Source organism: Paenibacillus sp. strain BS8-2 (genome assembly GCF_054483835.1).
The window spans coordinates 5,834,088-5,849,238 of sequence record NZ_CM137010.1 but is presented as its reverse complement, the minus strand read 5'-3'; the positions used below and the strand labels follow the sequence as shown (position 1 = coordinate 5,849,238).

Here is a 15,151-nt window from a genome sequence, read left to right as displayed (position 1 = left end):
TCCTGGTTATGTATTGATCAAGCCAGGACGAAGGGCGACCTGGCTTGGCGATAAAGTCTGAGCCGAATTACTTCGACGACGAATGCGCACTGCCCGAATCTGCTTGGCCGGATGATCCTTGCGTCTTGTCGCCGCCAAGCCCGAACACATGCACTTTAGGTTTAGTTCCGCCCGTAGTGATCGCCACATATTCTTTGTCATCAACTGTGTAGATCGATGGAGCAGCCTGCACGTTATCTCCGGACATTTGGAAAGTCCAAATGATTTTGCCGGCTTTAATATCGAGCGCATTCAGCTTGCCGTCCAATTCTCCGAAGAACGCAAGTCCCGAGCCAGTACTCGACAGCCCTCCGCGTTGTGCATCCTTTGTTTTGATCTGATAAGCTTGTTTGCCAGTATTTACGTCAATCGCCGTCACCGTACCGTAACCCGTAACACCTTCTACCGCTTCGTATATGGTGCCGAACGCCGCTGCTCCAGGGAAATCGGGTGTACCCGCCTCAGCTTCGGACTTAGCCGACTTGAACAGAGAAGGATTCTCGATACCTGGAATCAAGACGTAATTCGAAGCGGGATCATAGGTTTCGGGCGCGTAATTCTCCCCGCCAAGCACGCCGGGATAACTGATGGTACCTTCAGGCGTAACTTCCTTCTTGTCGATCTGGGCGAATGGAACCTTGTCCCATACGGCGTCCCCGGTAGCAGCATCCCAAGCGAACCATAACCCGCTCTTGCCGCCCTCTACAACCAGCTTTTTCTCCTCGCCTTTCACTGTGGCGTTAATTATCATTGGAGATGCCGCCGCATCGTAATCCCATGTGTCGTGGCTGACCTCCTGCTTGGCCCAAATAAGCTCACCGGACATTGCGTTGACTGCCACGACCGAGTCCGTGTTCGGGTTGTCTCCCGGACGACCTGCACCATAGAAATCTGGAGCCGGATTACCTGTCGCAAAGTACATAATGTCGGTATCTTCGTCGATGGCAACAGGATTCCATACCGCGCCTCCGCCTTGGAACGAGCTGTTCGCTAACCAATCTTGGCCCTTCGGCGGTACGGTCCAGAAGGGAGAATCCCAGGCTGGCGTCAAGTCACTCGCCTTAAACGCCGCTACAAAACCTCGAGTACCGTTGTCGCCGCCGCTATTGCCGAAATAGATGTTGCCCTTATAATATTGGGGCGCGGTCGTCTCATAGTAACCATTCTCTAGCGAAACCCCTTCAATATAATCGGAGAGCTTAATCATTTTTACCAGCTCACCGGTTTTCTGATCTAAGGAAATGAGCGAATTATCGACCGCAAGCATAAAGACTTTGCCGTCACCTACGGCTACGCCGCGATTGGCAATGATTCCTGCCTTGGAGAAGGTTGCGGCTTGCTCAGCCGACGGCTTCCAGTGCCAGATCGTCTTTCCAGTCACTGCGTCTAACGCGAACACCTGATTGCCAGCTGTTGTGATAAAGATGACACCGTCAACGACGACCGGATACGACTGATTTCCGTTTTTGACATCTGGGTCGAGCGTTTTAAGGTCTGCGGACCAGACGACGCCAAGATCGTTGATATTGTCGGCTGTGATCTCTTTGTAAGGGACATGACGGGTATTAGCGAGCGTAAAACCATAGGATCCCCAATTCTCAAAGGACTTCCCTTGCCCGCCTTCAGCAGTAGGTGCATCTGTGGCGCTGGGGCTCGGCGTTGCCTCAGGTAGATTGTTAGTGTTGTTTCCGCTGCAAGCGGTAATAGCCAACAATAGTAACAGTGCAGCTCCGCCTTTTGGATATGTGTTCTTCATCGTTGTAACCTCCATGCGTATGAGTTGGCGATGTGGTAGGGGATCCAAATGGAGATTCCGCTTCACATGTTTTATGAAATATGGTATTTCCTAATCAAAGTAAATTATGCAAATAAACGAAACAAAAAGAGGCCTCTCTATGACTCGAGAGACCTGCTTTTATCGTAACGTTTGCTTCTGTATTATGTGTAATAACCGGGCAGTGCAAACCTTCTACGACAGGAATTCAAAGCAAGCTGGTTGCGTTCTTGGCATCAGAATCGACAACTGATTCCTTATCATTGGCACCTTGTGAATCATAGAGCTTTCCGAGCGTCCAGCCAACCCCGATATTGACGACTGCCATCGCCGAGAATAAGACAACATCCCCCCAAGGCTCAGGAAGCAAGAGATCGCCTAAGAGCCAACCGCCAGTCATGGAGGCTCCCATCAAAGCGCCTTTCATATGCGATTTCATCTTTCTAGCCATCCGCTGCACTCTCCCTATTCGCTCATTTTATTGGGTACGTTCTTGAGACACTTATCAAATAGGTATGTCTAGGACAAGAGCGATTATGACTTAAATTCTCCGAGTATGGTTTATGCTGGAGACGGGCATAATCTTGACGAATAACATAAAAAGGAGGGTTAGATACATGATGAAATTAAATTTCTCTAAGCTATGTATGGCTCTTGCGCTAATCGCCCTATTAACGCTTAGCGCATGCGGCAATTCGAATGACAATAACACAGGCTCTCCGTCGGATTCAACCAAGGCACCTGCTGGTGGAGGTGCAACGAAGGAAATCACCATCAATGCCGTGAACTGGTCGTTCAACGAACCTGAGATAAAAGCGAGCGTAGGCGATACGCTTAAGATTACCTTGGTTAACGAAAAAGGGGTTCACGCGCTGCAAAGCGACGATCTTAACTTAACGATCAATGGTGGAGAAAGCGCAACGATCACCTTGGATAAAGCAGGGACGTACGAGTTTCATTGCAGCATTCAGTGCGGGCAAGGCCATGACAATATGGTGGGACAAATTATCGTAGAATGATAATCGGGCAGATGGATCCCTTTATCCATTTGGTTCATAGTTTCACGGCGGTAGTGACGGAGACTGCGAAGGTTGGGGTTATTCAAAGCAGAGATGCCGGGCATGTATGATGGAGAAGAGAGCCAAAGGAAATGAAGTCAGGTAGGGAAATAATGAAAGAGACGCCTTCTACGTTGCAGAAATGCGGCGAGGAGGCGTTTTTGCCGATTAGGGGGGTGTTTAACCAAAATAATGCTTCTAAAATTCGACAACGCTCCCCTCTCTTTGATGATTTGAAAATATTCTGGATTCTGATAAACTACTAGGTATAGGTAAATTGATACAGGAGGAATTAAAATGTCAGATGTTATGATGTTGTTACATGTGTTAGGCGCTGTCGGAATGGGATTCTATATCGTATTGCCGATCATGCTCGGAGGAGCCTCCAAGATGGATGGAAGCGGTCAAGCTGGTTTGGCCAAAGGGTTGTTATCCGCGAATCGAATTGCGCAATATTTTCTAATTGTGCAGCTACTGACTGGTGGTTACTTAATGTCGCAAGGGGAATACGCGGTAACATGGATGATCATCGTAACGTTGTTGTTCCTTGGTATCGCTGCACTTGGCGGCATTGCTACCAAACCGCTTAAATCGGTTGTATCATCCATACAATCCGGCCAAAGCGCTGCAGCTTTTGTTGGCAAAGCTAGAGTAATGAGCTTAATCATTCTTGTGCTGTATGTAGCGGTTGTTTATTTTATGGTTAACCCGTTTTAACGATTAATACCGCATGGGTGAGGATATAGAGGGGGAAGCTGTCGTGCCTGAGAATTCACCACAAATCATTACTTTCGGAGAAACAATGGCGCTTTTCATGCCAGAGGAGTACAAATCCATCGAGAAAGCCTCCAAGCTGGAGCAAGGTTTCGGCGGCGCGGAGAGCAACGTTGCTATAGGGCTTGCCCGTCTTGGTACGTCGGTTGGGTGGTTCGGTTCACTTGGTGACGATCCCTTCGGAAAAATCATCTTGAAAACGCTTCGAGGCGAAGGCGTCGATGTTTCTCGCGTCAAGCTAAGCACTGAAGCGTCAACCGGCATGATGTTCCGCGAGCAAGTTGCGGGCCGTATGGCAGTCCATTACTTCCGCAAGCATTCGGCTGCCAGCCGCATGCGTCCGGAGGATCTTGACGAGGATTACATTCGCGGCGCCAAGCTGCTGCATGTTACGGGCATTACGTGTGCGCTTAGTGAAAGCAGTCGCAGAACAGTGCGCCGCGCCATCGACATCGCAAAGGAAGCGGGCGTACTCATCAGCTTTGATCCGAATCTGCGATTAAAGCTGTGGTCGATCGAAGAAGCACGCGAAACGCTGCTGCCACTGGCCGAAGAAGCCGACTTTTTCTTGCCGGGATGGGACGAGCTTCGGCTGCTCTACGAGACCGATGATTACAGCAAGGTGAAAGCCAAGCTGACAGAGCTTAAAGCGATCAGCATCATCAAGGGGATGGGAGACTCGACAATCGTTCTGAACAAGGGCGAGGAGACGGCGGTTCCCTTCTATCCAGCGGAGCAGGTTGTGGACACTGTAGGAGCGGGCGACGGGTTCTGTGCGGGCTTCTTAGGCGGTCTTATGAAAGGTATGTCCCCGGTGGAAGCCGTTCGTCTTGCCAGCATTAACGGTTCATTGGTTATTCAGATGCGAGGCGATTGGGAAGCATTGCCCGAGTGGAGTGTAGTGGAGCAGCGTATGTCGGCGAAAGCGTGGGTGGAGCGTTAATGACAACCGAGCTTAGCGGTGGTTCCAAAGGTCAACGTCGGAGAGAAGCGATTCTCCAATTGCTGAAGCAACAGGGGCGTATTACGATCACGGAGATGGTAGATCGGTTTGGCTGCTCGGAAGCAACGGCGCGTAGAGATCTGGAGCAGATGGAGGGCGTATATCCCGTTATTCGTACAATCGGAGGAGCGATGTATGACGGCATGGGAACGATGCGCGAGATGCCGTTCTCCGAGAAGGAAGGGTTATCGATCCTCGAGAAGGAGAAGATCGCCGCGCTCGCTGCATCGTTAATCGAAGAAGGCGATGTTATCGGTTTGTCGGGCGGTACTACCAATTTCCTGCTAGCTAAGCTCCTTAAAATGCGCAAAGGGATTACGGTTGTGACGAACGCGGTTAATATCGCGATGGAGCTGGCGGGAAGTCAGATTCAGGTCGTCGTTACGGGCGGCATCATGCGCCACAACAGCTTCGAGCTTTGTGGGCCTCTTGGCGAAGGGATGATTGCGCAACTCCATATTGGTAAGATGTTTATCGGCATAGATGGCATCTCTGCCGGAAGCGGCATATCTTCATATTCCGAGCAGGAAGCTCAGAGCGCCAAGGCACTGATCAAACGTTCGCAGGAAACGTACGCCGTCTTCGATCATACCAAAACCAACAAAAACTCATTGTTTTCTGTTGCGGGCATTGCCGAGCTGAAAGCCGTTATTACGGATCTACCGCTATCGGGAGAGCTGGCCGAACAGCTGGGGCGTCATCAGGTTACAGTTTACGAAACGGAATAATAGCATAGGTACGTATATTTGTATGAAATCACCCCGCTGGATATTGCATCCAGCGGGGTGATTGTTTAGGATACGTATTTTAATTTGAACAGCAGCGCCCATTCGATCTTTGCCAGTGATTCGGGAGAGAAATCCAAGGTATGGATGGAGTTGGTGCTTGTCGTATGCCAACCCCACACGTATGCCGACGCGTCATCCTCGAATGTTATGGGGTCCTGATATCCAATGAGTCCTTGCGCCGACAAAGCTATGTCTCTCGAAACCGTGAATCCATATGAAGTATTGCCGGCTGGACGAATGTCTGCAATTTTAATGCTGCTGGCCTGTTGTTCAGCATTATCGTCTGTCACGGGTAGATTTTCGATCGAAATGATAAATTCAATCTCGTCTGTATTCCGTTCGGAATACTGTTCAAATATACTGCCAAGCGAGCCAGCAGACCCTGTTTTCCGACCGTTCTCCCAGATCTCTAAGTCAAGGTCTATTGTACGTGTTCCTTGGTACTTGAGTTTGAACGAACCTGACATAGCTCCAAGGAATGGCTTGTATTTGGCAGCATCTCCCTCGAATAACGGGATAGGTGTAAGGGTGATGGCGGTATCTGTATCGTTCCGTACATTTGATTCTGCGGTGCACCCGCTAACGGCCAGCATGACCGCGATTAGGAGGATAATCGAAACGTTACGCAAAACGCTCACTCCAATTCCTTATTATTCCACATTCAATCATACATTGGCATCCTGAATGCGTCAATCGGGTATCAGCCCAAAGGGCAGCTTGGAATGAAAAGGAGAAAAAAAGACAACCTCTGGAGCGCGTTGGCGGCTCACAAAGGCTGTCGATACATGTTATTTACATCATTGTTCTGCAGCAAAAACCTGAGAGCCTTGCACCCAAGTACTCGTTACTTGGAGCGAGTCATTGAGCAAGACGAGGTCGGCTTGTTTGCCGACTGCAATGGAGCCCGTAGAATCAAAGATGCCGAGCTCGCGTGCGGCGTTGCCGCTTGTCATGCGGCTTACGTCGTTGACCGATAGACCGAAACCGCCGTTTAGCATAAAGCGGAAAGCTGCAATCATGGTCAACGAGCTGCCGGCAAGCGCGCCGCCTTCGGTGAGGCGTGCGGTACCGCTCTTCACGGTAACGGCTAAGCCGCCAAGCTCGTAGTCGCCGTCAGGCATGCCAGCGGCCTCGATCGCATCCGTGATCAGGATTACGCGATCTTGCGGTTTCGCAGATAACATTAATTTGATAGCAGCAGGGTGGACATGCTCGCCGTCCGCAATGAGCTCGGCGTAGATCCGATCGTCTGTCAAGACGGCTCCGAGTGTGCCTGGCTGGCGATGATGTAAACCACGCATTGCATTATACGTATGAACCGCATGGGATAACCCGGCATCCGCCGCGGCGATGACCTCGTCATAAAGTGCATCCGTATGACCAGCAGCGGCGATGATTCCTTGCTCGGCAAGCCAAGCAATCGTCTCACGCGCACCATTCTTCTCAGGGGCAAGCGTCAGCAGCTTGATGAGACCGGGATATTGTTGCGTCCACTCTTGCAGCCATGGCAGCTGCGGATCATGAATGAAAGCGGGGTTCTGTGCGCCTGGCCACTTCTCGCTAATAAACGGGCCTTCCAGATGGACACCAATGAGCGGCGTATAAGCCATTCCTTGTTGTCTATATTCCGCTACGGCTGCCAATACATCATCGATCGCTTCCTTGCTCGCTGTCATCGAAGTGGCAAGCATAGCCGTCGTTCCGTGTTTGACATGGAATGATGTAATTAAATCATAGCTTTCACGATTGGCGTGCATGAAGTCACCGCCGAAGCCTCCATGTACGTGGATGTCGATAAAGCCGGGCAGCAGCATGCCGCCTCGGCCATCTATAACGGACCATCCTTCGTAAGTTGGAGAGACCTCCGCAGTTCTACCGATTACTGCAATCTTGCCATTATCGACAACAAGATAACCAACTGCAACTTCGTCCTCTAGCACGATCTGTACATTCGTTACAATAAAGCTCTTGTTATGGGCTGTCATCTATTCCAGCATCCTTCCTGCTTCACGATCCAGCAGTACGATAACTTGAGGATGCGTCTGAAGGAGCGAAGCCGGGACCGCAGTTGTAATCGGGCCGGTTAACGCTTCTTTGACGATCCCAGCTTTGTCTGCGCCGCGCACGACGAGCAGAATCGTGTTCGCCTTTAGTATGGAACCGACACCCATCGTGAAGGCTGCCTTAGGCACTTCGTCCATCGAAGCGAAGAAACGGGCATTCGCTTCGCGCGTCTCTTGTTTGAGCTCGACTACATGCGTGCCTGCAGAAAGCTCAGCATCCGGCTCATTAAAGCCGATATGCCCGTTGTGTCCAAGACCGAGCAATTGAATGTCCGCATGACGTTCTTCCAGCATATCCTCGTATCGTTTGCATTCGGCTATCGGATCGTTCGCCATGCCGTTCGGGAGATTCGTGCGGCTTGCAGGGATATCGATATGGGAGAATAGGTGTTGGTTCATATAATAGGCGTAGCTTTGATCGTTGTCCGGCGTCAATCCGACGTATTCGTCCAGATTGTATGTCGTTACGCCGCTGAAGCTTACTTGTTGTTGTTTGGCTTGTTCTATTATTTTGGCATAAATTCCGATCGGAGTCGATCCCGTCGCAAGTCCAAGCACCGCGTCTGGCTTTCGTTCAATCAGGTCAATAAACAAGTCGGCTGCAAATTTATCAAGCTCTTCTGAGGTTTCGAAAACATGAATCTTCATGGCAATTCCTCCAGGAAAGTTATTGTTTAATCCATTATGATGTAGTTTTAGTTTAATTGATTTCACGAGAATACACAATATTTTTGATTGATAATATCAATTATATGATTGAAATGATCATACTGGAACGGCAGGTGGTCTCAGCTTGCACCCATATCTTCTTACATTGTTCCCAGGCTCGGGCGTTATAGCCTCATGAGAAGCGGAGCTGGACAAATTATGATATGCTAATTGGAAAAGCAGTTGCGAGAATGCTGCGCAGGTATCCTGAGCAATCGGGATGAGAAGGGGAAATCATCGTGACGGATCATAGACGTATCGGTCAAGAAGCGACAGTCTCGCGGAAGGGCGAGCATATACGGATTTGCTTGCAAGAAGACGTAGCGAGCAGAGGCATTCGGACGGGCTTTGAGAGGTACCGTTTCCAACATAACGCACTGCCAGAGCTCAATCTGGCATCGATTCGGATGGATACAACCGCATTTGGCCGGCAGATGCGCACGCCGCTTCTTGTGAGCTCCATGACTGGCGGTACCGATGCAGCAGGCGCAATTAATCGAAGGCTTGCCATTGCGGCAGAAGAACGCGGCTGGGCGATCGGTCTCGGTTCTATGCGCGCAGCCATTGAGGATGAAAATGTGGCAGAGACGTTTCGTATTCGTAAAGAAGCGCCAACGGTGCCTGTTATCGCGAATCTGGGCGCTGTGCAATTAAATTACGGGTTCGGGATCGATGCTTGTCGTCGCGCAGTGGATATGTCAGAAGCGGATGCGCTTGTCCTGCATCTCAATAGTATGCAAGAGCTGTTCCAGCCTGAGGGCAATACGGATTTCAGCGGACTGTTAGAGAAAATCGCAATTATTAGTCGCGACTTGCCAGTGCCAGTTGGGGTTAAGGAGGTTGGCTGGGGAATCGACAGAGCGACGGCTGTAAGGCTCCGAGAGGCTGGCGTCTCCTTTATTGACGCTGCCGGTGCAGGCGGGACCTCATGGAGTCAGGTGGAGAAGTTTCGTACGACGGATCCCGTCATGCGGGAAGCAGCAGAGGCGTTCGCCGACTGGGGAATTCCAACGGCAGACAGCATAGCGGAGCTGCGCGGCGAATTGCCTGGAGGCATCATTATTGCGAGCGGGGGGCTCTTTAATGGTGTCGAAGCCGCCAAGGCGATCGCTTTGGGCGCCGATCTCGCAGGATTTGGGCGTGCGTTGCTGCCGCAAGCGGCAAATGCGGATCAGGAATGGTCCATTGAAGCGCTGCTTGATCAGTTCAGCCGGATTGAATTTGAGTTGAAGGCGGCTATGTTCGGGATTGGAGCAGGCAGCTTAGAAGAGCTGAAGCGGACGGATCGGCTAGTTCGATTAGGCCATAACTAACCCTCGGTCACTGAGGATGATTACAACGAGGAGATTACAATGAGAGACCATACAATCGTAACGGAATTGCCTGACGGATGGAAACGTATTAAAGTGCCGCTTCCGTTCTCGCTTAAGTGGGTGAACAGTTATATCATCCCGGAGGAATCGGGGTATACGATCGTAGATCCGGGTCTCCGCACAGACGAAGCTGTTGAGATCTGGGATGAAACGTTTAAGGACTGCGGAATGGAGTGGCGTGACATCGTTCGAATCGTGCTGACGCATCAACATCCGGATCATTACGGGTTAGCGGGTTATATGCAGCAGAAGAGCGGGGCGCCAGTTCTCATGACCGAGCGTTCGCATCGTTATGCGCGGCGGTTATGGGGCGGCAATCACGAATATGGAGTCGCGTTAAGTGAATTATTTATTTCTCATGGCATGCCGGAAGAATTGATGCTGGAAATAAGGATTAACCTGGATGGATTCGTAGAACGAGTGTCGCCGCAGCCGGAAATTACCTATATGCGGGCAGGAGACAAACTGAACATGAACGGTCGGGATTGGGAGCTGATTGATGCCCCGGGACATGCTTATGGCGCCGTATGTCTATACGATAACAGCAGACGCTGGATCATTTGCGGCGATCAGGTATTGCCGCATATTACGCCTAACATCAGCGTTGTGCCAGGTGAGGAAAGGGATCCGCTCGCGGACTTTCTTCATAACCTAGAGCAACTGGCTCATTATCATGTGGAGTTAGCGCTCCCCGGCCATCGCGATCCGTTCACTGACTTTCGTGGAAGAATAGGCGAGCTGCAGGCGTTCCATGGAAGAAGGCTTGCCGACATGCAAAGCCGCTTGGCGGAAAAGCCGCAGCACGCATTCGAGTTATGCGAGTCATTATTCGGCACACGTCTGAGAACCAATCCGCACAATTTGCGGTTCGCAATGGCAGAGACGCTCGCGCATTTGTTCCATCTAGAGCTGCAAGGCGTAATTACATCCTCAGAGCAGGACGGGTATCGCATATTTGCAGTAGCAGGGACAGCTACTGCCGAAGCTTAACGCTGTCCCGGCATCGCTCGCTCATTAAGAGTCTCGGAATTCCTGCGGCGTTACGCCATATCGTTCTTTGAACACCTTAATGAAATAGCTGGTTTTCTGATAGCCGACCATGGCTGCGATCTCGTAAATTTTGTTTGGCGAGGAGCGCAGTGCATGGGCGGCTTTTTCCATTTTGAGCCTGGATAAGTAGTCGCTGATCCCTTCGCCAGTCTCAAGCTTGTAAACTTTGGACAGGTAAGAAGGATTGAGATAAACATGTTCCGCGATACTTTGGAGCGAAGCCGTATCTAGATTGGACGAAGCATATTCCTGCACTTTCTGAATAATGACGGAGCGGGAATCCTGTGCCCTGCCTGAGATATTTGCGCGGAAGCCGCCAATGATCTCGGTTGTCCATACTTGTAATTGCCTGATGGTATGGAAGTGAGGGCCATTAAGGAGTTGGTTGAATTCCTGACCCATGATGTCTGATAACCACAGCTTGTTCTTGTGTACCGAATAACTTAATGAACTAATAATGGAGAAATATGTCTCCAGAATATGTTCGTGGCTGTCTCCCCATTTGTGCTCCAGCTCGGCGAATATCGCGAGCAGCTTATCTTCAGCGGCGTCCCATTGACCCGCCTCTAGCAGATGGTGGAGAAGCGGCGGCTGATAGAGCTGCGAGAGCGAGCTCGCTTCGGATGTTTCATGTCCTTCTTTGAGCGTATAGAAGAAATCCCGTTCATTCCCGATCCGCTGACGGAAGCTATTAAGCAGCTCCTCATAAATCGCCGAAATATCTACAGGGAACCGAACATCACGACTTGCGGCAAGCGATACGGTACCCTTCAAATATAGCTTCACATAATGCTGAAGATGCGACATTCGTTGTTCTACAGCCAGAAGGTCAAGCACGTCGGCATTGTCCTTAGGGAAGATCAGGAATACACAGTACCCATAGTCATCTCTCATGTACCACAGCTTAAAGCTGTCCGCAAAAATTTCCTCCGCTATGTTGCAGATCGCATATTCGAAGAGAGAGTTATCCGTTTCGCTATGACTGACAAAATAATCCTCCATTCGGAGAAGCATCATGCATACTGGAGATTCGGGTCTAATACCAAGCTCCAGCATGTCGAGTTTATGTTGCCACTCTTGAGCGTTATAACGTTTGCCGTTTAATAAATCACCTAACAGATGACCTCGCACGATTGGCAAATTATCTCTAAGAGTCGCAATCGCGCTTTGATGGGAGCTGACCTCGAGCCAGCGATTCTCCAGTGAGGCGATCGCGAATCGAACGGATTGAAGCAGCTCATCATCATCTACAGGCTTAAGCAAATAATCGCTTGCTTGACTCTTGAGCGCTCGCTGCGCGTATTCGAAGTCATTGTATCCGGATAACAGGATACATTTGACGTGACTCCATTGCGTACGAATGGTCTCGATCAGATCGAGTCCCGAAATACCGGGCATACGAATATCCGAGATGACAATATCGATTGGCGTTTCTTTCATGATACTCAACGCTTCGGTGCCTGAGCCTGCCTGAAAGACGCTGCCAATGCCGATCTCCTCCCACGGCAGCATGGTTGCAAGATCCTCTACCAGATCGGGCTGGTCGTCAACGATAAGCAATTGATACATATTCACGTCCTCCTCCTATCTTCCACATCTATCTGGGCCGAAGTGATTGGCCACCGTAAATGGACGGCGATACCACCATCCGGCTTTCTTCGGAACGTCAAGGACGATCTCTCTCCGAATTGGAACAGCAGACGCTGATTAATGTTCCAAAGTGCGCAACCCGTGTTATCATCAGGCGTTTCTAGGATGCGTTGCTCAAGCGCGTGCAGCTGCTCCTCCGTCATGCCGATTCCGTTATCCGCCACGACAATTTCATGCCAACCATCCGATGTATGACCGGTAATCGTGATTACGCCATCGCCATCGTAACGTTCAATTCCATGGAGAACGGCGTTCTCGACGACCGGCTGCAGCAGCAAGCGCGGAACCTCAAGCGCCAGCATGTCCTCTGGCATATCGATTCTATAGTTCATGTGTTGAATATGGAATCGTTGAATTTCCAGGTAGCTTTCAAGCAATTGAAGCTCCTCGCGCAGCGTTGCAGTCAGCTTCTCGACTCGAGTGGTGTAACGATAATATTTGGCCAGATGCATAGACAGCTTCATGACGGATTCTTTCTTGTCCAGACGGGCAAGGCTGCGAATCAATGCAAAACAATTATAAAGGAAATGAGGATTAATCTGGGATTGCAGCTGCTTCACATTGGCTTCTCTTCGCCGCAGCTCCTCCACATATACTTTGCCAATTAGCCTTTCGGTCTCGGCAGCCATGTCGTTGAAGCGCTCGAATAGATAACCAAACTCGTTCTTCGGATTTACATTGATTCGCGTCGCGTAGTTGCCGTCCTGCAGCCGCTTGACATTACGGATCAACAATCCGATTGGCCGCTGAACGTTGCGATACAGCATGTACGCTGTAAGCAAGCTCATTGCCAGCAACAGGATGACTGAGCCATAGAACAGAATCTGTGTTTTGACGATAGGCTGCATGACACTCTTGAGCGGCGTGTAGTCGACCAGATACCAGTCCAATGTCTCGATGGGAGCGAGCGTGACCAGATAATCGTCGCCAGCGAACTGAACGATATTGTTGCTATGACCAAGCGACATCTCCTCTGATCGCAGCAGCTCAGCAATATTAGCCACCATAGGCGCATCTGAGCTGCTGTTCAGGATGCTGTCACCTTCCATGCTCATTAGGAAAGGATCGCCTTTGCCTGTTTGCTTGAAGGCGTCCAAATCTTTAATAATATGTTCTTCCGGGAATGAAATCTCGACGATAATGCCTGCTTGATCGAGATTCGTAATTTTGCTTGCCGGCTTGACGATATGGCGGATAAAGCGCATCTGCTTGAAGCTCTGCGTGGTAATCTCTTCATACTTCCATTTCGGGGCCAGCAGTTTTTTGACCGTATCGAGATCGTAGCTAAGATAAGTGTTTGTCGATACGAACTGCTTATTCTCCGGCGAGTAGATGCTGTACTGCGTATCCCAGCGCTGGGATACGTTAAGCAGCCGCAGCCGCTCCATGATACGCAGCCGCTCGGAGTTGCGCTCGTATGCGCTTTCAAGCAGATGCAGCGTCTGCATTTGCTGGATGTGGATATCCTCACTGAGCAGGAAGCCTAGCGATGATAGTGTAGTGACGCTGCGATTGATTTCGTTCGCCAAGTAAGTGGTGTCCTTTTGCTTCAGCGACTGCATCTCGTCTTCGATGACGTTTACGCTTGTCTGCGTTGATAGCGTATACAACAAGATGATCGGAATCAATAAGAGAACGATTAGAGTGATGATTTTGGCAAAAGTGTTCTCGCGTAAGCGCATGGCAATCCCTCTCTGTTTGAGACATATATAGAAAATCGAATCGGAATGAAAGATACATGTCATAATTTGTGATCTCGTTGAACATCCTCAACAAAATGGCATCCTTCTAAAAATCGCGGCATATAGCGCGTGCCGCTCGACTGATAAAATAAATCATACAGGAGCGGAGAGAAAAAACAATCCAAATTTTTGGAAGGGAGCAATTTCAGTGGAAAGTGCGATGAACAACGAACCGCTGCAGAATACCAAACGGGGGATACAAAAAGAACAACAGAAGCGGGTAAAAGAAAAGCTAAGTCGCACTTGGCCGTTGCATCTCATGCTGCTTCCAGCGACGATCGTAACGTTAATATTCGCTTATGTCCCGATGGGCGGCCTCATTATGGCATTTCAGGATTTTAAGCCGTACGACGGCATGTTCGGCTCCAAATTCATCGGACTAGAGCATTTCCGTTTCATGTTCGAGTATCCCGACAGCAAGCAGGTCATTTGGAACACGCTGATCATATCCAGTTTAAAAATCGTATTTGGTCTTATCGTTCCATTCGTATTCGCAATCTTGCTTAACGAAGTCCGGAAGATGTTTTTTAAGCGCGTTGTGCAAACGCTCGTCTATCTTCCCCACTTTATCTCATGGGTTATTCTTGGTGCGATACTCACGGATATGTTAGGCAGTAAAGGGATCGTCAACACGACATTAACGGCGATGGGCTTTGATTCGATCTTCTGGCTCGGCGACGGAGACTGGTTCCGGTTCACGGTCGTGGTCAGCGATATCTGGCAAAACTTTGGCTTTAATACGATCGTTTTCCTGGCTGCACTGTCAGGCGTTAATCCATCATTGTACGAAGCGGCGGAAGTGGATGGAGCCAATCGCTGGAAGCAGACGATCCACATCACCATGCCAGCGATGATTCCGATTGCGGTTGTGGTAGGCACATTGTCACTCGGCAATATTCTTAACGGAGGTTTCGACCAAATTTTCAACCTGTACAACTCGCTCGTCTACGACAAAGGCGATATCATCGATACCTTCGTTTATCGGACGGCCATTCTGAACGGACAATACAGCTTTGGTACAGCGGTTGGACTCTTCAAGTCACTGATCGGTCTTATCCTGATCGTATTTTCTTACCGCATGGCCCACAAATACGCTGGATATCGAATCTTTTGACAAGGAGGGTGGAAG

14 protein-coding genes are annotated in these 15,151 nt (G+C 50.0%); 7 read left to right on the top strand and 7 right to left on the bottom strand.

What is annotated here, in order from left to right; all coding sequences use genetic code 11:
* Positions 1–67: 67 nt before the first annotated feature.
* Both ACX1C1_RS25255 and ACX1C1_RS25250 read right to left on the bottom strand, forming a co-directional pair.
* Positions 68–1,795 carry an outer membrane protein assembly factor BamB family protein gene (locus ACX1C1_RS25255; protein WP_458954871.1) on the bottom strand — a complete coding sequence of 576 codons (1,728 nt, stop codon included), beginning with the start codon at positions 1,793–1,795 and terminating at the stop codon, positions 68–70.
* A gap of 226 nt (positions 1,796–2,021) precedes the next feature.
* Entirely contained in the window at positions 2,022–2,264 is a 243-nt protein-coding gene (locus ACX1C1_RS25250) for a hypothetical protein (RefSeq protein ID WP_458954870.1), read from the bottom strand.
* A gap of 166 nt (positions 2,265–2,430) precedes the next feature.
* Here ACX1C1_RS25250 and ACX1C1_RS25245 point away from each other — a divergent pair, with 166 nt between their 5' ends.
* The 4 genes from ACX1C1_RS25245 to ACX1C1_RS25230 all read left to right on the top strand — a co-directional run bounded on the left by ACX1C1_RS25245 (position 2,431) and on the right by ACX1C1_RS25230 (position 5,376).
* Positions 2,431–2,832, top strand: coding sequence for a cupredoxin domain-containing protein (locus tag ACX1C1_RS25245; protein WP_458954869.1), 402 nt, complete (start codon positions 2,431–2,433; stop codon positions 2,830–2,832).
* 336 nt (positions 2,833–3,168) lie between these two features.
* Positions 3,169–3,588, top strand: a complete 420-nt coding sequence (locus tag ACX1C1_RS25240) for a hypothetical protein (RefSeq protein ID WP_458954868.1) — start codon at positions 3,169–3,171, stop codon at positions 3,586–3,588.
* 43 nt (positions 3,589–3,631) lie between these two features.
* Positions 3,632–4,588, top strand: a complete 957-nt coding sequence (locus tag ACX1C1_RS25235) for a sugar kinase (protein ID WP_458954867.1) — start codon at positions 3,632–3,634, stop codon at positions 4,586–4,588.
* Positions 4,588–5,376 carry a DeoR/GlpR family DNA-binding transcription regulator gene (locus ACX1C1_RS25230; RefSeq protein ID WP_458954866.1) on the top strand — a complete coding sequence of 263 codons (789 nt, stop codon included), beginning with the start codon at positions 4,588–4,590 and terminating at the stop codon, positions 5,374–5,376. Before ACX1C1_RS25235 ends, ACX1C1_RS25230 begins: the two co-directional genes overlap by 1 nt.
* Before the next feature lie 65 nt (positions 5,377–5,441).
* Here the strand turns inward: ACX1C1_RS25230 and ACX1C1_RS25225 are convergent, their stop codons facing one another.
* The 3 genes from ACX1C1_RS25225 to nagB all read right to left on the bottom strand — a co-directional run bounded on the left by ACX1C1_RS25225 (position 5,442) and on the right by nagB (position 8,147).
* Positions 5,442–6,065: a hypothetical protein gene (locus ACX1C1_RS25225; protein WP_458954865.1), complete on the bottom strand. Its 624-nt coding sequence runs from the start codon at positions 6,063–6,065 to the stop codon at positions 5,442–5,444.
* A 168-nt stretch (positions 6,066–6,233) separates the two neighbouring features.
* Positions 6,234–7,421 carry an N-acetylglucosamine-6-phosphate deacetylase gene (nagA, locus tag ACX1C1_RS25220; protein WP_458954864.1) on the bottom strand — a complete coding sequence of 396 codons (1,188 nt, stop codon included), beginning with the start codon at positions 7,419–7,421 and terminating at the stop codon, positions 6,234–6,236.
* Positions 7,422–8,147 (bottom strand): glucosamine-6-phosphate deaminase, encoded by a 726-nt coding sequence (nagB, locus tag ACX1C1_RS25215; RefSeq protein WP_458954863.1) that lies wholly within the window; start codon positions 8,145–8,147, stop codon positions 7,422–7,424.
* A gap of 299 nt (positions 8,148–8,446) precedes the next feature.
* Here nagB and fni point away from each other — a divergent pair, with 299 nt between their 5' ends.
* Both fni and ACX1C1_RS25205 read left to right on the top strand, forming a co-directional pair.
* Positions 8,447–9,520 carry a type 2 isopentenyl-diphosphate Delta-isomerase gene (gene fni / locus ACX1C1_RS25210; protein ID WP_458954862.1) on the top strand — a complete coding sequence of 358 codons (1,074 nt, stop codon included), beginning with the start codon at positions 8,447–8,449 and terminating at the stop codon, positions 9,518–9,520.
* Between the two features lie 39 nt (positions 9,521–9,559).
* Positions 9,560–10,570 (top strand): MBL fold metallo-hydrolase, encoded by a 1,011-nt coding sequence (locus ACX1C1_RS25205; protein WP_458954861.1) that lies wholly within the window; start codon positions 9,560–9,562, stop codon positions 10,568–10,570.
* Between the two features lie 24 nt (positions 10,571–10,594).
* Here ACX1C1_RS25205 and ACX1C1_RS25200 read toward each other — a convergent pair whose 3' ends face one another.
* Both ACX1C1_RS25200 and ACX1C1_RS25195 read right to left on the bottom strand, forming a co-directional pair.
* Positions 10,595–12,199, bottom strand: a complete 1,605-nt coding sequence (locus tag ACX1C1_RS25200; protein WP_458954860.1) for a response regulator — start codon at positions 12,197–12,199, stop codon at positions 10,595–10,597.
* A gap of 2 nt (positions 12,200–12,201) precedes the next feature.
* The gene (locus tag ACX1C1_RS25195) at positions 12,202–13,962 is read right to left on the bottom strand and encodes a sensor histidine kinase (RefSeq protein WP_458954859.1); all 1,761 of its coding nucleotides are present in this window, start codon (positions 13,960–13,962) and stop codon (positions 12,202–12,204) included.
* A 319-nt stretch (positions 13,963–14,281) separates the two neighbouring features.
* Here ACX1C1_RS25195 and ACX1C1_RS25190 point away from each other — a divergent pair, with 319 nt between their 5' ends.
* Positions 14,282–15,136 carry an ABC transporter permease gene (locus ACX1C1_RS25190; RefSeq protein ID WP_458957795.1) on the top strand — a complete coding sequence of 285 codons (855 nt, stop codon included), beginning with the start codon at positions 14,282–14,284 and terminating at the stop codon, positions 15,134–15,136.
* Positions 15,137–15,151: the final 15 nt, after the last annotated feature.